11 protein-coding genes are annotated in these 19,399 nt (G+C 65.9%); 2 read left to right on the forward strand and 9 right to left on the reverse strand.

The window, feature by feature from the left end; genetic code table 11:
* The coding region (locus ACT3T9_RS16555; RefSeq protein ID WP_444607078.1) for a hypothetical protein at window positions 1-1,137 on the forward strand (1,137 nt) is incomplete at its 5' end.
* Between the two features lie 6 nt (window positions 1,138-1,143).
* Here the strand turns inward: ACT3T9_RS16555 and ACT3T9_RS16560 are convergent.
* The 7 genes from ACT3T9_RS16560 to ACT3T9_RS16590 all read right to left on the reverse strand — a co-directional run bounded on the left by ACT3T9_RS16560 (window position 1,144) and on the right by ACT3T9_RS16590 (window position 16,005).
* A complete protein-coding gene (locus ACT3T9_RS16560; protein ID WP_444607079.1) occupies window positions 1,144-2,844 on the reverse strand; it encodes a DUF6270 domain-containing protein in 1,701 nt (566 codons plus the stop codon).
* Window positions 2,844-4,679 (reverse strand): hypothetical protein, encoded by a 1,836-nt coding sequence (locus tag ACT3T9_RS16565; RefSeq protein ID WP_444607080.1) that lies wholly within the window; start codon window positions 4,677-4,679, stop codon window positions 2,844-2,846. Before ACT3T9_RS16565 ends, ACT3T9_RS16560 begins: the two co-directional genes overlap by 1 nt.
* A gap of 43 nt (window positions 4,680-4,722) precedes the next feature.
* Entirely contained in the window at window positions 4,723-6,456 is a 1,734-nt protein-coding gene (locus ACT3T9_RS16570) for a heparinase II/III domain-containing protein (protein WP_444607081.1), read from the reverse strand.
* Between the two features lie 44 nt (window positions 6,457-6,500).
* Window positions 6,501-11,219, reverse strand: coding sequence for a glycosyltransferase (locus tag ACT3T9_RS16575; protein WP_444607082.1), 4,719 nt, complete (start codon window positions 11,217-11,219; stop codon window positions 6,501-6,503).
* A 270-nt stretch (window positions 11,220-11,489) separates the two neighbouring features.
* Window positions 11,490-12,743 (reverse strand): UDP-N-acetyl-D-mannosamine dehydrogenase, encoded by a 1,254-nt coding sequence (wecC, locus tag ACT3T9_RS16580; protein WP_444607083.1) that lies wholly within the window; start codon window positions 12,741-12,743, stop codon window positions 11,490-11,492.
* 261 nt (window positions 12,744-13,004) lie between these two features.
* On the reverse strand, window positions 13,005-14,717 hold the full coding sequence (locus ACT3T9_RS16585; RefSeq protein ID WP_444607084.1) for a heparinase II/III domain-containing protein: 1,713 nt from the start codon (window positions 14,715-14,717) through the stop codon (window positions 13,005-13,007).
* A 34-nt stretch (window positions 14,718-14,751) separates the two neighbouring features.
* On the reverse strand, window positions 14,752-16,005 hold the full coding sequence (locus ACT3T9_RS16590; RefSeq protein WP_444607085.1) for a glycosyltransferase: 1,254 nt from the start codon (window positions 16,003-16,005) through the stop codon (window positions 14,752-14,754).
* 440 nt (window positions 16,006-16,445) lie between these two features.
* Here ACT3T9_RS16590 and ACT3T9_RS16595 point away from each other — a divergent pair, with 440 nt between their 5' ends.
* Window positions 16,446-17,498, forward strand: coding sequence for a hypothetical protein (locus ACT3T9_RS16595; RefSeq protein ID WP_444607086.1), 1,053 nt, complete (start codon window positions 16,446-16,448; stop codon window positions 17,496-17,498).
* Between the two features lie 18 nt (window positions 17,499-17,516).
* Here the strand turns inward: ACT3T9_RS16595 and ACT3T9_RS16600 are convergent, their stop codons facing one another.
* Both ACT3T9_RS16600 and ACT3T9_RS16605 read right to left on the reverse strand, forming a co-directional pair.
* Window positions 17,517-18,425: a carbohydrate ABC transporter permease gene (locus ACT3T9_RS16600; protein ID WP_444607087.1), complete on the reverse strand. Its 909-nt coding sequence runs from the start codon at window positions 18,423-18,425 to the stop codon at window positions 17,517-17,519.
* Window positions 18,415-19,395 carry a carbohydrate ABC transporter permease gene (locus ACT3T9_RS16605; protein ID WP_444607088.1) on the reverse strand — a complete coding sequence of 327 codons (981 nt, stop codon included), beginning with the start codon at window positions 19,393-19,395 and terminating at the stop codon, window positions 18,415-18,417. Before ACT3T9_RS16605 ends, ACT3T9_RS16600 begins: the two co-directional genes overlap by 11 nt.
* Window positions 19,396-19,399: the final 4 nt, after the last annotated feature.

A 19,399-nucleotide genomic window follows, 5' to 3' on the forward strand; every position in this document is an offset into this window, starting at 1 on the left:
AAGGACTCGCGGGTGGTGCTGGCGCTCGTTCTCGGCGCTGGATGCGCAGATCGAGTCCAGATCGCAGCAACGGATCCGACTCCGCCAGGCGGAAGCATCGCGCATTCGCCAACTGTCCAGCAGGACCTCGAGATCTCCTCCAGGCTCGTCGAGGGGCTAGGGCTGGGATGGGTCGATTGGCGCAGTCCACGAGATCTATGGCCGACGACGGTTGAAGGAGAGCTCGCTCGATTCCAGAACTACCGACACGGCCTGACGAATCAATTCGTTCCGCTGGGGCTGACGTACCGGCTCACGGAGCCTGAAGCGCGGATCAATGGCGCTGGAGGCGAGATCTACCGAGGGTATTGGGCGGGGGTCTTGGAGTCCCACCCCTCGTGGAAGCGGATGGCGCACACAGAAGACTCGACAGACGCTGACGCGAGAACTCTCTTACAGGGTCTCCGAAGCCCGTTCCACATTCCTGGTGATCTCGCGGAGAAGGGTGAGCAGAGTTTCATAGAGGCTATAAGGTACTTGCCGGGCTCCACGCTTGCGCAGTCGCTCGACCGTCATTATGAGACGTTCAGGATGCGTGGACATGCCGGCGGTCGTCGCTGGGGGCAGACCTACGGGGCCACCAACGTCTCGATCCTGCAGCAGTCAGCTCTGCTGCGTGCCTCCGAGGCCCTCGACCCGGCCGAGCGGTACGAAGGGAAGGTCCTCTATGACATCGTCGAGAGCCTCGCTCCTGAACTGCATGATCTCGAGTACCAGTCCGGACCGTGGCCCTGGAGCGGGCAACGCTCTCCCATCCGGGACTGGTCGAGCATCGCCTCCCGCATCGACGACTACCGGAAAGCACAGAAGCGGTCCCAGCAGGCGATACGTCCGAACCGCTATCGCGGCAGGCCACGGCCGGATATGGCGCCGGCGATCATGACTGGTCTGTCGGCGCTGGCGGAGCAGATGCAGACGGACGGTCTGGAGACTTCTCTGATCGATTCTCTTCGCGCCGCGCCGCCCACGGACTTGCGAGGACAAGGGCGGATGCTGGCTCGACTGTTCAATTGGGCCAGCAGCTACGGAGACGAACGGATGCTCCCCTTGGCAATGCCGGAGGCCCCACCCATGGTGCGGAGTTACATCGGCGCCTGAGGCAGTTCACCGCCCGGTGCGCTGCTTGACCATTTCTCTGCTCGGTTGAACGCTCGCATGCCAGCCCCGAGCAAGGGAAACCCAGTCGCCGTCCGCGGAAGCTATGGATTCGATCAGCTTCTTCAGGACGACGGCTGGCGGCGGAACGTGGCCGTTGCCCCAATCGCCGAAGAGGAGCATGGCGTTCTGCCGCCAGCTGACGGCCTCGAACCAGGGGATGAGCTGCGTCGAGACGTGGGCGTCTGCCGAGTTCTGAACGTAGATCACCGTATTGGCGAACCCTGCTGCGTACACCGCGCGCAGGTCTGCCCGTGGGTGGGATTCCAGCGCCGCGCGTGACTGCGCAGTATCAGCTGTCCCGAAGCATGCTCGAGCCATGGCGTCCCAATGGATCTCGGCGTAATCGAGGATGCGGGTCTGCGGGTTGACGGGGAGGGCGAGAGATCCCGGGAACTCGTGAGAGAAGTTCAGGGCGGCGAACCCACCTCCGGACATTCCGAAGAACACGAGGTGCTTGGCGCTCATGCGGGACTGGAGCTCGCGGATTGCCTCGGTGAGCAGTGCGGTGAGGTAGAGCGAGTTCGTGCCCAGGTACCAGGCCAGGCCGAGGTCGTCCGCCGTGAGCAGCCCGGGATCCGAGACGAAGATCCTGTTCATCCCGCTGCCCGCGCTGATGGCGCGGCCCGTGAAGATAGGCGGCTTGAGACCGGATCCGCCGAGCGCCGCATGGAAGCTCACCAGGGTGGTCGGAGCACCGAGATTCTCGACGTAGAGGTCCAGTGGGTACCCGTTGTGCCAGATCGTCAGATACAGGGACTCCGGCAGCGTCGCGGGTATCTCGCTCGGAGTGCTGACGTCGGTGAAGTCGCCGTCGCCCCATGCGGAGGTGTCGCGGCGTGGGAATGGCTCTCGTCGAACGGTTTCCGCAGCGGAGTCGGTCACCGAGGTGATGGCGTTCGCGAAGTACTCGTAGGCGCTGTTCTGATAGTGGAACGGGCTGGGGCCCCACTGGTGGTCCCTGGAAGTCTTTGCGAGTTCCGGAGGAAGCTCCGCCACCTGCAGTCCGCAATCGCGGAGGAAGGTGACGTACCGGGTGTACTCCTGGTTCGCGGTGGCGGGGTCCTTCATCCAGCTCTGGATCTCGAGCTGCTCGCCGGTGTCGAACTCGCTGGCCCACGGTGAGTGGAGCACAAGGGTGCGGGGCAGCAGCTCTGCGGCGCGAAGCGCGCCGACGAATCGTCGTGCCCCCTCCTGCCAGAGCGCGAAATGCCCGTCGGTGCCGAAGGGGATCTGCGACGCGCCGCGTGACGCATCGCGCCCGCCGGCGCCCCAGAACTCGCTGAGCTTTGTGGCGTAAGCGTCGCCGAAATCGATGACTCCGCCGCGCTCATCGACGAGGTCCACCAGCACGATGTCGGTCTCCGCAGCGTGCTGCTCGAGTGAGCGGTACAGATCTCCGGTGAGATCGCCGAGGATCATCCGTGCCTGGAACTTCGACGCCGGATCGGTGATCTGTGAACGCACAGAGCTCGCATTGGTACCCGCGCTGATCAGGGATTGCCTGGCCACGTATCGCGCCAAGGTGAACTCTTCGGGCAGGAAGCCGAAGGTGTCTCGGCTGACGCAGCTTCCCCAGATGAAGACATTCGTCGGGGCCGCGGAGTCGTCACCTTCAGCGGCGGAGGTGCTCTCGGGCTTGGGACTCATCAGGAAGGAACCTCGATCTCGATCATCTGACCCTGGGGAGCGGCCGTGCTCAACCACTGATCGTTCGCCATGAACTTTGCGGAGAACAGCGCCCAGGCGGCGGGTGCGCGGTACTTCTTGCCGTCGAGCATCGCGCTCACTGCGGCACGATCGATGATGTCATCGAGAAGGTGGGACTCATTCGAGAGGACGAACTGCTTGAAGTACGCGCTCAGCGGCTGGCTGTACGCGACGCGCCAGTTGAAGTTCGCACGGGGCTGATCGTGCGCGGTGTACGGCGCACGCTCGTCCCAGCTCTCGGGCTTGTACGTCGCGTCCGGCCCGTTCTTCTCGAACGCCCAGCGATCCCGGAAGAACGGCAGGTCCACGATCTCGGGAGCCAGGATCGACATCACCTCGTGGGCGATCCGCTCCCCGAGGAGCATCGAGGAGGGCAGCGAACGCAGCTGGCGGATCATCTGATTGTTGATCAGCAAGGTCGTGTGCGACGCCGTCACGGACTCTCCATGTCGCATGGTCGAGAGCCAGCGGCCCGTGCGGTTGGTGACATAGGCGAGGAACGCGGCCTGGACCGGGTCGCGATCTGCAATGTCGAGGTGCTCCTGCACGTCAGCAATGACGGCTTCGGCTGCAAGTGGAGTGAGCAGGTCCTTGTTGTTGAACCAGCGCGAGGTCAACGCCGTGAAGGCGTCGCTGCTGCTCGGATCGGTGGGAAGCTCCCGAGCGAAGCCCCCGCGGATGATCTCCCCACCCTGACCACCGAAGTTGGTCTTCGCCGTGACGGACAGATGCGCGCGAGACGGGTCCGGGAGCACGGTGAAGGCATTGCCCATACCTCCGGTGGAGCGCAGCGTCGCCCATGCCTGGGCCTCCGGGCGCGCCTCGAAGATCGACTTCCCACTGGCCGATCGCCGCACGGGTGGGGTGTGCAGCTTGTGCTCCACCCCGAGGGCCTCGGTGACACGGGTTCCCACGGCCGATTCGCCGCTCTCGGGCAACCCGTTGGTGTAGGTCGAGAAGTCGATGCCGGCGGCATGCAGGGTGGAGACGACCAAACGGCTGTCCTTGCCTCCGGTGATCGCTGCAGCAACCTCCCCGGACCCGGCGGCGAGGATGCGCGCGTATTCGACGAGGCCCGTTGCGATCTTCTCCGCTGTGGCGTGGACGTCGGTGGCACCGGCGTCCTGCTCCACCTCGTCGAACTCGATCCGGGCATCGGTGCGGTCGTCCGAGATCAGCTTGGCGGCGGCCTCGAGAGTACGAACTCCGGCGAACGGCGTTGCGTCCGCGAACGGGAGGCCGTGCATGAGGAAGGCAGCGGTGCCGATCCGGCTGTACTCCGGAGCCCCGTTGCCCCGCATCACCGCCAGGAGGGCCGCGGAGTTCGAGACCACCACGGCTGTAGGGGTCGAGATCCAATACAGCCCCTCGGAGCGGTGCTGGTTGGTGAAGGCCACCAGGGTGTCCGGTGTCGCGCCGAGCAGGGCGAAGCTGCCGATGCCCGACCAGACGGCGACATCGTCGACGGAATCGGCCTTCGATGCTTTCAGGCCGGCGTGCAGGTCGCTGCCCATGATTCCTGACCAGGACCAGATGCGTGCCTTGTTGCCGATCCACCCTTCCCGTTCGGGGATGGGCGGCTCCTCGTTGGAGTGGAAGAGCGTGGCGACCTTGCCCTCTCCGGGGATCCAGCGGAGATCCTGCGTCGTGTTCTCCTCTGGCCATGGCTGCACGGCATTGAGCGCAGCCTGCGCCGCACGCACGGCATCACGCAGAGGGCCGCGTTCGGAACGAGGAACATCGTTCTTGGTCCGGATTCCGACGAACAGGCGCATCAATTCTCCTTCGAGGTCCCTGCGGTGCAGGAGGGGTGAACGATTATCTCAGGGCCAGCGCGATTTCGGACGCGGTGTGGTCCCCGAGGGTGAGTGCTGCGGCAGATTCCTGCACGAGCGCGGTGAATATCTGACTATCTCCACGCTGCATGCGGAGGAGCAGGCCTTCCTGCTCATCAGCCGCCGTGATCTTGAAGGAGCGAGGAGCAGCGGCAGTGGAAAAGCTGAGCCCCGTGATGAGGCGGCCCGACCGCCCTGATGCTGTCGCCTCGATGGTGCGGGTCGGCTCGAGCTTGCGCCAGGTCGGTGAGAACCAGCCCTGGTAGGGGCTTTTCGTGCCGCGGGTGATCCGGGAGGTGGTGTCTTCGATCCAGACGAGGCGAAGCTCATTGGTCGGAGTGCGGGCGATGATGGCAGGGTCCTCGCGCCGGTGGCTCGCCTCGGGGGAGAGGTGCCACCACTGGCTCATCGTGACGTCACGGTCGGCAGTGAACGAGTCGACCAGCACCGCGACCTGCCAGCGCAGAGAGATGAGCACGTTCCGTGTGAGGTGCACGCCCGCATAGCCGTGATCGTCGAAGCGGTAATGCTCGAAGTCGTCGTGCGTGCTCGAGGTGACCAGTTCTACGGCGGCGGTCTTGTCATACTCAGCATCGGCGATCGAGAGCGAGTTATGGGCCTCGCGGCTCAGCAGATGGGCCCGGTAGGGATCCTTCGCGTCGTACGCGTACTTTCCCGAGTCGACGAGCAGCGATTCGCCCCCGGCCCACAGCGTGAGCGCCATCCCGTCGGCATGGCCGTGGATTCTGTTCTGGGGCCCGAATCGGAGGCTGTAGAAGGAAGCATCCTTGAAGCGCTGGCGCGAGTCTCCCCAGGTGGAGCGCCCGTAGGCGTAGCCCGCATCGAAGATGGCCACCCTGTCGAGAGGGGCGATCCCCTTGGTGCCGGCGCTGCTCACATAGTCGATCGCCGGATGGCCGAGTGCGCGAGGGGTGAACTCTTCGGTATCACCGATCAGCTCGTACCGTCCGTCCGGGCGGGTCGCATGAGCCATCGCGAGGGGAGCCTTGGCCACCCGCTGAAAAGCGTCCGGGGTGGAGCCGGTCGCGATCTGCACCCGCTTCCCGAGGGCGTTCCACCAGAGGAAGTTGATCTGGTGGTACTGGACTGCTCCCTCTTCGTTGATCCCCTGATCGTCATACGACTCATGGAGCATCTGCTCTGCTCGCTGCACCGCCAGCTCGACCCATTCCGGGCGCTCCAGCACGGCCCCGATGACCAGGAGTCCCTGGTGCTGCTGCAGCGCGTGATTGCCGGTGCGGATGTGCTTCTCCTCAGCCAGCCACTCACCGTGCTGCTCCAGCGAGTCGAGGAAGATCGGCAGCTTCTCCGGGTGATGGTCCTCGATCACGGGGAGGGCGAAGGCGAACGTCATGGCCCGCGCAGCTTCGATCATGTCGGCCCAGGAATAGTTGGCGCGTCCCCGACCTGGAGGGTTCTTCTCGATCCATCCTTCCGCGATACGCAGCCAGAGGTCGAGGAGGGCGACATTCCCCTTCTCCGCCTGCCGGCGCAATGGATCGATCCAGCGGAGCATGTGGAACTGCGCGACCCAGTTCGGCTCCTTGAACGGATTCTCGTACCAGGTGATCTCCGCCGGCATCCTCCAGGTCTTGTTCGGCGGCAGGTCGAGGGTTCCTGCGACGAGGGCAGCGGCCTTCTGCGCGTCCTGTGGCGTCGGTGCGAAAGGCGCGCCGAAGGCGAGCTGTTCGGCCATCTCGCGAGAGAAGCGCCGTGCCGGGGCCGTGGGATCCGCGCCGTTCATGAGGAGTGCCCGGTCTGTGCGTCCGCCGCGCCGAGGACGTTCAGAAGCGCGGGCATCGATGTGCTGATCGCATACCGCCTCTCGATCTCCTCGCGCTCGGTGCGCGCCAGGGCCTGGCGTGCTCGGATCGATGTGACCGTCCCGTCGACGGTAGCGCTCAGCCACTCCCGTGGGTACAGGAAGTCGCTTCCTGCCCAGGCCAGCGATGCGGGAAGCGCCCCGGAGGCCGCGCCATCGGCGATGGTCAGGTGGAACGACTCGAAGTCCGAGACCGAGAGCGCGATCCCGATCTTTCGATACCACTCGGGCATGTCATCGCTCTGCGGGTCGAAGGTGACCGCACCCGGGTGAGCGGCATTGATCTCCTCGATGCGGGAGTACTGCTCGCGGTACCAGTCCATCTCCTCCGGGCGATTCACCATCCAGGGGAACTCCTCCGGGCGGCGTCCCTTGACGACCAGGCGGTACTCCGGATCTTCCTCGAGGAGCTTCGCGAGCACGTCCACCGCGAGGTCCAGTCGCTTGGCGCGGGGGACGATCCCCACGAACCCGATGGTCTTGGCGGCGCCTTCTCGCTTCTCGAGAGCGAAATCCTCGGTGCGCACGAAGTTCGGGATCAGCTGCGTCTTCGCCACTGGGACCCCGTGGCCCTGCACGGCGGCGCGACGGATCAGCTCGCCCACGAAGATGTAGCGGTCCACGCGGGTGTGGTCAACTCGGCTCAGATAGGGCCGGAACAGCTCCTGGGAGTGCACCCGCACGATGAGCCGCTGCTGGGGTCGCACATGCTTCGAGTACCAGATCGCGTTGCCGAGCCCCCACTCGCAGAAGACGGTGTCGGCCTGAGCCAGCAGCTCGAGCGAGCGTTCCTCGTCGTGCTGGGTGTGGCTCTCCCACTGGTCGATCAGCACAGTGTGCCCGGCGGATTCGAGGGCGCCGACCAGCGGTCCCACGAACTTCAGGTCGTGGCCCGCCACGATGATCGTCTGTGGCGCGGCTGGCGGAGCATCCAGAGCATGGCTGTCAGCGGCGGTGTGGACAGAGAGTTCTTCCGCACGGGGCGCGGCCACCAGGAGCGTGACGGCGTCTTCGGTGCGAGTACGCAGGGCGTCCTCCACCGTGGGGGATCCTTTCGAGATCACCGTGGCCACGAGCCCTGTGGAGGAGCCTTCCGAGGCACCGGGCGCGGCCAGGGTGCGACCCACTGAATCAGCGTCGGCCCTCTCCGCGTCGATGCGGTCCCAGCTCCCGAAGCGGGTGGCCAGAAGCAGGTCCTCGAACCAGGTGCGGGGGAGCGGAGCATCCATGAGCCCGATCCAGCGAGAATCGGCCTGGCCCGTCTCGGAGGAGTCACGAACGGTGATCCCGGCGAGTTCAAGCCGGCGCGTGGTCTCGGTCGAACCACCGGGAACGAACACCTCACGGGGCCGGTACGACTGCGTGAGGACCCCGTCGACGATATCGGCAGAGTTCGCGGTGAGCACCACGGCGTAGTCGTCGAGCCGAGGGGCCCGCACCCGTACTCCCGCAGTGCGGAGCAGCAACGTCATCGCGGTCAGCACCGTGTGAGAACGGTGCACCGCACGCATCTGGCGCCAGGCCTCGCGCACCCGGGCCTCCGGGTCCGTGGACCATGAGTGGAGGAGGGCTCGCCAGTACAGGGCATCCTTCGAGGCGGGGATGAGCCCGCCGAACGTCTCCTCGACTCCCCGGCCGGGGCCAGACAGTGCGATGCCGCCGCAGGCGGCGATCTCGACCACGCGGCGCGAGAACATCGACGGGGAGTTCATCACCGAGTTGCCGTTGAGATGGGCGAGGTGAGACTTGTAGGAATCGATCACCTCGTCATACGGCAGTGCTCCGTCGCTGAAGCGGGCGAACTCTGGCGGGAACGTGTACGGGGAGTCCGGGAAGGCGGCCTGCCGGTCATAGATCGTGAGTCCGAACCCTGCCGCGACCTCCAGCATGCGGTAGAGGTCCTGTGAGCGTTCCTTGTAGCGGTCACCGTAGTAAGTGCCCGCGTAGGCGACCGTGTGGCGGTAGGGGCGCTCGGTGGGCAGCGGGTTGTGGATCGCGGGCTGCGCGTAGAACGGCATCGAGGAGACAGTGCGTGCGACCGAGCCCGGGGTGGCCAGGTACCGGCCGATGATCCCGCCATCGGTGGTGAACACGTGATCGCACAGCGCAGCGGTCGCTTCGAACCGCTGGAAGTGGATCGGATCCTCCTTATTCCAGAAGGCGGTCGGGATGCCGTTCTCTCGGCAGTAGCCGAGCAGGTCCTGGATGTCCTGGTGCTCATGGGGCTCGTACGCGCCCACAGCACGATGCCACTGCCCGTTGTTCCCGGACCAGGCGGATTCGACCAGCACGAGATCGACCGGATCCTGTTCGAGCTGTGCGAGCCAGCGCTCGCGATCGATGGCGACCGTGTTCACCGAGGCGGAGATCGACTTGGTGGTGAACTCGTCAGCGATGAGGCCGATCGTGACGTCACTGAGGTCGACGCTCATCGGCGCGACCGAGGCCGCATGCTCCGCGACCGCCGAGCGGTGAGCAGCGCTCATCGTGCGGGCGACGGTGGTCCAGGTGCGCTCGTCGAGGACCCAGAGGCGGGCCGACCGTCCCAGGTCGCGACGTGCGTCCGCGTTGGTGAGCAGCTCCGCGAGAGCCTTGGAGAGGGACTCCGCATCGCCCGCCCGGAACAGACGCGCCCGGCCCTCAGTCTTCCCGGCGAGGTCCCGATGCGGCGCCACATCGGAGAGCAGCACCGCCTTCATGGTGGAGAACGCTTCGAGGGGCTTCAGCGGCGACACCATCTCGGTCACCGGCAGGGAGAGGCGGGGCAGCGGCACGATGTCGAAGGTGCTCAGCAGGCGCGGCATCTCCTCGATCGGACGCCGACCTAAGAACATCACCTCCTTCGCACCGAGTTCTGCGCGCAGGGCACGGAGGTTCTTGTCCGCCGGGCCGGAGCCCGCGATCACCACCTGATGGTCCACACCCTGGCTCGAGAGGGTGGAGGACGCCTCGATGAGCGTGGCGAGTCCCTCGTATCCGACCATGCTCCCGGCGAAGCCGATCACCGGGACGTCCGTGCGGATCTTCCGGGACTTCGCGTAGGTGGCGTCCTTGGGGAGCGGCACGAACTCGTCCGTGTTCACAGCGTTGGGGGCGACGGTGACCTTGTGCTCGGGGATCCCTCGGCGCAGGAGCTCGTCCTTCACCTGGCGGGTGATCGCGAGAAGGTGATCCGCTTCCCGTGCGAGCTGAGTCTCGAGCTGCTCGATGGTGCGGTACTGCTCGCTGCCGTCCCACGCCGGTTTGTCCGCAGCCTGCGACATCTCCCAGAAGCCACGGATCTCGTAGACGAAGGGAACGCCGACCCGTCGAGCTGCGATCAGAGCGGGCATCGCGGTCCGGTAGTTCGACGCTGCCTGGATCACTGACGGGCGTTGGAGCAGTGCTTCGCGGGTGAAAGCATCCGCGGCTTCGATGAGATAGCGATCCATGGGGACGGTGCCGAGACCGGTGCCGGGGAGATGCACGTACGGCACCTCATCGAGGGTGCGCACCGTGCGCACCGCGGCGGGCTTGGGCACATCGGCGCGGGTATCCCATGGATAGCCGGCGCGTGCGACGACGCGCACGTCGGTGCCTGAATGGTGGAATCCGTTCGCGACACCGCGGGTACGCGTCGAATACCCGTTGGAGTTGAACGCCGGAGTGGAGTGCACGCAGTACATGACCCGCTCGGGCTCGGGCAGGTAGGCGATCCCCTCCGTGCGTGGAGGCACAGGGACGCCGACATGGCGGAGCCGATGGTCGCCGAGGATTCGGTCGGTGATCGACCGCTCCCGCTCAGCGAGCGCATCGACGAGCTCGGGGTGGTCGAGGATCAGCTGCGCGGGCTCGTCGATCATGCCGTGCCCGTACCAGCTGCGGTTCAGGACCCGATAGAAGGTCACCGGGTCTGGATGGACATCGAGCTCGTGGCGCAGGGTCTCCAGATCGCGCTGCCCCACGGGAAGCGGGGATTCCCACGGAGATGCCTCTGGTGTCAGGGCCGCTGCCAGGGCGTCGGCGGGATCCGAGGGAGCCGTCACCTGCGGGGGGCCCGCGACTATCGCTGTCGGCGCCGTCGTGGGCTCCGAGCCAGCGGCCTCGCTGGGGACGGGCTGTGGCGCCTTGGGCGTCAGCTGCTCAGCGGACTGCAAGGGCGCCGCGTCGTCTGCACCCACCGCGGAGGGCAGCTCCGGAGACGGGTCTGCGACTGGCACCTCATGCGGTGCCGCTGTGGATCCGCGGAAGATCTTGGTGGGGCTCAGCACGGCCTTGCCTACGCGGAATGTCCGTGACCCGCGTACCCGCTCGAGGTCCTCACGAAGCCGTCGGCTCTCCCGCACGCTCTCCACGTGTCGTCCCTGTGCGTCTGTCAGTCGCTCCAGGAGCTCATCCCGCTTGGTGCGATGCATCTGCTCGAGCTTCTGCAGCTTCTGCTCGAGCCGACGGATCGTCACTTTCTGCTGCGTGGCAGTCTCCGCCGTTTTCGCAGCGGATTTGAGCTGCGTCTCCAGAGTCTTGATCTGCTGCCTCTGACGGCGGTCACGAGCGGCGAGCTTCTCGAAACGACGGAGGAAGGAGACCGGATCGGACATCGCTTCCTGGGCGCGGAGGAGCTGAATCTCATCGTCAGGGCGGGTCTCGTCGTAGTTCATGACTCGTTCCGTATCAGTCCAGGGGAGCGGGGGAGGGTGGGTGTCTTAGGCCGATGGCAGTGCACGGCGTCCGGGCACTCAGGTCTCGTGAACAGAATGCGGTGCGTCTGAATCTACTGTCCCAGGCGACAGCGTGCATAAGGAGCGCTATAGATCGCGCCCAGAGTCGTAGGACTGTCGTCCGCAGGCCCGCGGGACAGGCCTCTGCCCCACGACGCGCGGAGACCACGGCGTCGTGAGGCAGGGGTTACCACGGATATGCAGGAGCGCTCAGCGCCACAGGCCCTTTGTGTCGATGACGATCTTTTCCTGGAGGAGTTCGCGGTCGACCTCCTTGAAGGGGGCGTGATCCACCATCAGCAGCACGATGTCAGCGCGCTCGAGGGCGGAGCTGAGGTCGGTCAATTCGACGTTGTCCTTTGCGGCGAGCTCTGCGGGGAGCTCGTCCACGTTGGGCTCCACGACGAGCACGGTGCCGCCGGTCAGCTTCTCGGCGAGAGCCCCGGCGATGTTGCGGCTCGGGGACTCGCGCAGATCGTCGATGTTGGCTTTGAACGCAATACCGAGTGCTGCCACTGTCGGGTTCTTGAAGCGGTCAGCCTTCTCGAGCACCTTCTCGATCACGAGCTCAGGCTTGGAGTCGTTGACCTCGCGGGCCGTGCGGATCAGGTTGGAGAACTGGCGGTCGGCAGAGACGATGAACCACGGATCCACGGCGATGCAGTGTCCACCCACGCCCGGGCCGGGCTGGAGGATGTTCACGCGCGGGTGGTGGTTGGCGAGCTCGATGAGCTCCCACACATCGATGCCCTGGCGATCCGCGATGATCGACAGCTCATTGGCGAAGGCTATGTTCACGTCGCGGAAGGCGTTCTCGGTCAGCTTCGCCATCTCCGCCGTCTTCGCATCCGTGAGCAGCAGCTCACCGCGGCAGAAGCTCGCATAGAGCTCGCGGTTCATCTCCGCGGCTTCCTTGGTCATGCCGCCGATGATGCGGTCGTTCTCGACCATCTCGATCATGATGCGACCGGGGAGAACCCGTTCAGGGGCGTGTGAGAAGTAGAGGGAGTTGGTGAGATTCGGCTCGAGAGTGAACTCGGGCCTGGTGTCGAGGATCACCTGGGCCATGTGCTCGGTCGCTCCGGGAGGGGCGGTGGATTCGAGGACCACCAGTTCACCACCGGAGAGCTGAGGGGCGATCCCGCGAGCGGCAGCCTCGATGTACGAGAGGTCCGCGTCATGGTCACCCTTGAACGGGGTGGGCACAGAGACGATGTACGCATCAGCCTTCGGCGTCTCCAGCTGTGCGGACAGCTTGCCCTGAGCGACGACGCCTGCGACGACGGTCTCGAGTCCTTCCTCGACGAAAGGGACGGTGCCCGCGTTGATCGCATCGACGTTACCCTGCTTCACGTCGACTCCGATGACCGTCTTGCCTGCCTGCGCGAGGACTGCGGCTGTCGGCAGGCCGATATAGCCGAGGCCGATGACGCTGACGGTATCGAGAGAAGCGTTCGGGCTCATCGTGAACTCCTGGACATGAGGGTGGGGACAGGGCTTGACCAGAGCACCGTATCTTGTGGACGTCCCCGGGCGGCCTGGAGCGGGTCGATTGTCATCTAGACAACATCATCGCGACACCTGCACAAAAAATGAACGCGAGGTAACCGTTTCTTAAAGATCCTCTCGCGTTGCCGCAGGGAGCGCACTCTTCCCAGGGACGGTCATCTCTGAGCTTGCCCGCGGGATACCTGGCGCGCGACCTTTTGACCGGGTCATGTCGCCTTACAGTCGTGTGGCGGACGGGATGGTGGGGAGGGACACCGCGGTCGGGGAGATCAGGATCCGTTCACGGAGCCTCCCGGTATCGATGTCCAAGCAGATCCAGTCAGGCTGGCCGAAGGGCACGGGATCGACCGTCGGAGTGCCGCCGGGGCCCGCAGCGAGCACGGTGACGAAACGGAGCTCCGTGCCGGAGCGTCGAGCCAGAACTGCCGTCGCCGGCGCCATCTTCTTCCACCCGGTCGAGACGAAGCCGTCGAAGGGGTCGTCCTGCGCGGTGACCGTCGACAGATCCAATGGTGCCTGGTCGAACCAGAGGGCCCCACGGCGCTCGCCCGAGGCGAGGCCGACGTGGTGGTCTCCCACCGTGGCCTCGACATCCGGCCCCAACTGCCAACGCTGGGTTCCGGTCACCTTCCGCTTCGATGCCACATGGTCGATGACCACGAGGTACTCGCCAGTGATCGAGAAGATGACCCGGCGGCGCAGCTCGACGCCAGAGAAGCTGTCGTCCTCCAGGGTGAAGTCGTGGATCCGGGAGGTCGTCAGCTGACTCACCAGCTGGACATCAGCGTTCCTGAAGACCTTACGGTTCTCGATCGTGAGCACGGAATGAGCAGCGCGCGACGTGAAATGGGCGCGCGCTGGACTCTTGTCGTACTGGTACTTCCCAGGATCTACCAGCCAGTTCACACCGCTCGCCGAATAGGTGAGCGACGTCCCGTCAGGATGGCCGTGCACCCGGCGCGACGGACCGAAACGGAGAGAGTAGAAGGTCTGGTCGGCGTACGGCCTCGACCGAGTGCCCCAGCCGCTGCGACCGAACACATAGCCCGCGTCATAGACCTTCACCAGGTCCTTGGGGGCGGTGCCCGATCTGCCATTGGACGTCACGAACGCGGTGAACGGGCTCTCGACCATCTTCGGATTCTGAAGATCGGTGTCCCCGATGGAGACCAGCGTCCCGTCGGGCCGTGTGGCGTGGGCGATCTCCTCGGGGGCATGGAGGTGACGGTCCGCGCCATCTGGGCGGGGCATCCGCTCCGCATCGAAGCGCTTGAGCGCACGCTCCCACCACAGGTAGTTGTTGTAGTGATACGCGACGGCGCCCTCGGCATTGACGCCCTGCTCGTCATACTGCTCGTGCAGAAGAGCGCTCATGCGGTCGGCGGCGAGCGTCCACAAGTCTTCGTCTCCCAGCACCCGGCCGCAGACGAAGAGCGATTCCTGCTGGTGCAGGGCATGGTTCGCGTTGCCCATGAACTTCGGGTCGGCGAGGTGCTCGGCATGGTCACGGATCACGGCTTCGAGCCATTCCAGCTGCTGCGGGTCCTGCTTCGCGAGCAGTGGAGCGGCGAGGCAGAGCTGCTGTGCGCGGATCCCGTCGGACATATCAGTCCACGCCCAGGGTGATTGGGGTGCGGAACGAGGGTTCTTCTCCACCCAGTCCTTTGTCCATCGCCACCACATCGCGTACGCCCGCTGGTCACCCTTCGCCGCGGCGCGACGCAGCGGCTCCAACCAGCGGAGCATGTGGTACTGGAAGGTCCAGTTCCTGTCTGTGAACGGGTCCTCCTTCCAGGTGGGCTCCTCTGGGAGGGCCCACGCCGGATGAGGTGACATATGAAGTCGCCCAGCGAGCAGCTGCTTCACATCTGCCGGGCGGAACGAGGCGACGAAGTCCTGGCGGGTCGCCGCGAGTAGATCAAGGGTCATCGGCTGGCCGTCCGTCGGAGGAGCATCGAAGTATTCAGCGGGTCACCTCGGAGTAGACCTCTGCGATCCGCGCCGAGAGCTGCCGCCAGTCGCGGTTCTCCACGACCCACTGGCGGGCCTGCTCGCCGAGCAGCTGGACCTGGTCCTGCCGGTCGAGCAGGGTCGTGAGCCGTTCGGTCAACGACTCGGCGCTGCCCTTCTCATGCAGCAGACCATTCACTCCGGGGGTGACGATCTCCGCCAGCGCAGCTACATCGGAAGCGACCACTGCCTTGCCCATCGACATCGCCTCGAACGGCTTGAGCGGGGAGACCATCTCGCACACCGGCAGCGGCAGGCGGGGGAAGGGCGTGATGTCGATGATCGAGTAGTAGCGCTCCACCTCCTCATGCGGCACCCGCCCGGTGAAGGTGATGACATCCCCGAGTTCGTCAGCCTTCGCCGCGGCCTGCAGCTCTTCGAGCTTGGCGCCGTCCCCGATGATCAGGACGTGGAAATCCTCGCGAGTGCGCTTCAGGGCGGCGGCGGATTCGAGCAGCAGGTCCAGGCCTTCGTAGTCCACGACGGTGCCCACATAGCCGATCACCGTCCTGCCGGTGACTCCGAGCTGAGCGGCGAGCTCTTCGTCGCGGGGGATGGGGGTGAAGCGCTCGGAGTCCACACCGTTGGGGACGAGCGTGATCTTGTCGGCGTCGACGCCGCGGTCCACCAGCTCTGCTTTGAGCGCCTCGGTGATGGCGAGCACGCGGGTGGCACCGCGCGCGGTGTCCGCCTCCATCCGCGCCAGATATCTGTACTGGTCGCTGCGACCCCATTCGGGATCGCGCGATGCTCGAGTAACCTCCCACAGACCACGCACCTCGTAGACCGAGGGGATCCCGAGGAGGCGGCCGGCCTTCACCGCGGCCAGACCGTTCCAGTGATTCGAGGCCCCGTGGAGGATCGCCGCGCGCTCCGCCCGGGCGAGCGGGAGGAGAGCCTCCGTGTACCGCTCGGTGTAGTCGAACATCGGGTTCTTCTTCTCGATCTGGCGACCCGTAAGCAGATGGTGGTAATCGACCTCGCCCACGCGCTCGTGGAGCGGCAGATCGGGGACATCCGCCATCTTCGGCATGTCATAGGGGTAGCCCAGGCGCGTCACGCCGTCCACATCCCAGCCAGCACGGTTCAGCTCGGTGAGCAGACCGTGCGTGCGGGTCGCGTACCCACCGGAGTGGTGGGGGAGGGCGTTGTGCAGCATGTACAGCACGTGATCCTGCCGCGGCGCGTACTCCGGCTCGGGGCGCATCTCGGGGAAGGGGAAGCCCTCACGTGCCAGGTCGGAGTTGCGGACTGCAGATCCTGAGCTCGCGTGCGCTCCCGACCGCTCTCCGTGCGCTCCCGAAGGCCGTGCGCGCCGGGTGGCCTGACGGCTTCGCCAGGTGCGGAACCCCGATATGCCGCCATGGCGAAGATGCCAGAGGCCCTTGCGGAATGAGGCCAGCCCCGTCGAGTCCTCGCGGCTCCACCAGAGCTTGACCTGGGCGGCACCACCTTGCCGGAAATGCCAGAAGGCCTTGCGGAGAGACGCAATGCTCTTGGACAACGGGACGGGCACAGCGGACCTCCGAGATGGGAATGGGCTGGCGCTCATCTTAGAGGGCATCGGGAGCGCCTCGACGTCGCCCGCGTGCGTGCTGCCCAGTACTGTGGCACGGGCCAGCAGCCCTGACTCCCCGAAGGACGGCGATGACCGAGGTCGACCCGCACGTCGTATGGCGCCGTCGGGTTCGGCTCCTCCTCGGAGGGCTCCTTGCGGTGGCGCTCGTGGTGGTTCTCGCTGTGATGCTGAACCGTGAGGGAGATGGCGCCTCGCAGACCGCTCCGGAACCGTCGGCCGCTCCGGTCACGCCGCCGCCGTTTCCCCTCGCCCCCGTCTCCACCGTGGACGACGTCACGCTCACCGTGCCCGAGGAGACCCGCTTCGCGCAGAACACCTTCTGGGCCGAGGCCGGCGCCACCTACGTGGTGACCATGGACCTCGAAAGCATGAAACCTGAGGGCAGCGGCGGCCGCTCCATGTACCTGGGGATCACACTGAGCTGCTCCCCGCAGGCGGGCGGCCCCGGCATCTCGGTGGGCGGCACCCAGAACATGCTCACCGGCGAAGTGACGCCGTACCGCAACCAGGGGATCATCAGCGTGCCCGAGGACGGCGCGATCGACTGCAGCATCAAGGCCTCCGCCCCCTACGACGACGTCGCCTCCGATGGCACCACCTTCCAGATAGAGGGCACCTGGCGCGCCGAACCCGTGGACGGGGAGGCGCTCGAGTACTCGGAGGAGGGGCTGCCCCGCACCGTCGCCGTCGGAGCCGACGAGGTGGTCATGACGGTGGACCTGCCCGTGGAGGCCGCTGGTGAGGATGAGCTGCGGGCACTCACCACGCTCCACCTGACCGCCTGCACCGGCCTCAATGGCTCCCGGGAGGACGGTCGCACCTGGTGCTCGGAAGACACCCTCGACGAGGACGGCAGCACCGTCAGCGCCGAGCTGCAGGCTGAGCTGGTCGATGCGAGCGGAGCGGTGTGCGGTGTCCTCGGCACCGAGTCGACGGCGCCGGACCACATCGATATCTGGAGGCATCACCGGTTGCTGTCGCTCGAGCTCATCGAGTTGCTGCCCGCGGAGCCGTGCGGAGAGACGGTGCGGCTCACCGTGAGTGTGCACAACGAGGGGCCCGCGCCGGTGGTCGTGCATCGCTCGAACTCGTCGCTCGTCGGGGTGGGCGATCCGTGGTGAGCGGTGTGCGTCGGCAGATCACCCCTTCACGGACCCCTTCATCCCGTCCATGATCTGCCGCTGCAGGATCAGGAAGAAGATCACGATCGGGATGATCGAGATCACCGAGCCGGCAGCCAGCGAGCGCTCGTCGGTGCTGCCGATGCCCGCCAGGTAGGCGATCCCGAGGGCCACCGGGTACTTCGACTCGTCGTTGAGCACCACCAGCGGCCACAGGAAGTCGTTCCACACGTTGACGAATCCGAAGATCGCCACGATCGCGATGGAGGGCTTCACCACCGGCAGCATCACCCGGCGAAAGATCTGCCATTCGTTGGCGCCGTCGATCCGAGCGGCGTCCCTCAGCTCCCGGGGGATCGCGGAGAATGCCTGACGCATGATGAGCGTCCCGAAGGCGGTGAGCAGACTGGGCAGGATGATTCCCAGGTACTCATTGGCGAGCCCCAGATCGGTGGTGACGATGAAGCGGGGGATGAGCATGACCTCGGCGGGCAGGAACATCGTCGCAATGATCGCCAGGAAGAAGAGATTCCGCCCCGAGAACTCCAGCGCCCCGAAGGCATACCCGGCAAGGACGCACACGGCAGCGCTCAAGGGAACGATCGTGACCACATACAGCAGCGAGTTGCCCAGATAGGTCAGCATCGGCACCGCCTCGAAGGCGGTGACGTAAGCACTGAGCGAAGCCGGCCAGGCGAACAGGCGCGGCGGGTCGGAGAAGAGCGTCTCCCCGAGCGGCGTGAGCGAGGTGGTCAGCAGGATGAGGAATGGGACCACGAAGAACACCGCGGCGAAGCTGAGCAGCCCGTAGTTCGCGACCCGCTGGGCGATCCGGCGCGGAGATCGGCGCCGCCGTCTGAGCTTCGTCGGCGGCGGGGGATCGCTGAGAAGGGGGCGGTCCTGGACGGTGGTTCCTTCAGACGTCATAGCGCGACCTCGAGACTCGGAAGTTCAGCATGGCCAGGACGATCAGCGCGCCCCACAGGACCAGGGCGATCGCGCTCGCGTAGCCCATCTCGAAACGCTGGAAGGCGAGCGACCAGATGTAGTAGCCCAGCGACATCGTCGAATCGTCCGGGCCCCCGCCGGTGAGCACGAAGACCGAGGTGAACACCTTCGAGGCGCTCTCCATCGTCAGGGTGAGGACCACTGCGACATAGGGGATGGTCAGCGGAACGGTGATGCGGAGGAACTGCTGGACGGCGTTGGCGCCGTCGATCCTCGCAGCCTCGTACACATCGCTGCTGATCGCCTGGAGACCGGCCAGGTAGATGAGCATGTAGGTGCCCATCTGCTTCCACGCCTCGATGAACAGGATGGACGGCAGCGCCCAGTCCGTGGACAGCAGGAACTGGATCGGCTGGTCGGTGATGCCGACCGCCTGAAGGATCCAGTTGATGACTCCCGCGTCGTTGTACACATACCGCCAGGCGATCGCGACAGCGACCATCGAGGTGATGGCCGGTAGATAGTAGATCGCCCGGAAGGCGCCGATCGCGCGGATCTTCTGATTGACCATCACCGCCAGCACCAGCGGGATCACCACGTTCAGCGGAATCAATCCCACCATGTACAGCAGCGAGTTGAGCGTCGCGCGCCAGAACCGCTCATCGCCCAGCATGCGGCGGAAGTTGTCGAACCCCACGAGCTCCGCCGGCCGGATCACCGAGTAGTCGTAGAACGCCAGCTGCACGGCAAGGACAGCCGGCCACAGGAAGAACACGACGAACAGGATCGCGATCGGAAGCAGGAACAGCCACGGCGCGTACCAGGTCACCGCGCGGGGCCCGCCCCGCCGCCTGCGAATCGGCGGCGACGCGGAGGGGCGGCTGTCCCCGCCGCCGCGGGTGGCGCGGCGGCGGGACTCAGCCTCAGGGGCAGCGGTTGCGGCTCTCATGGGT

The sequence above is a fragment of the Brachybacterium sp. AOP29-B2-41 genome, assembly GCF_052378395.1.
In the GTDB taxonomy this organism is placed as follows: Bacteria; Actinomycetota; Actinomycetes; order Actinomycetales; family Dermabacteraceae; genus Brachybacterium.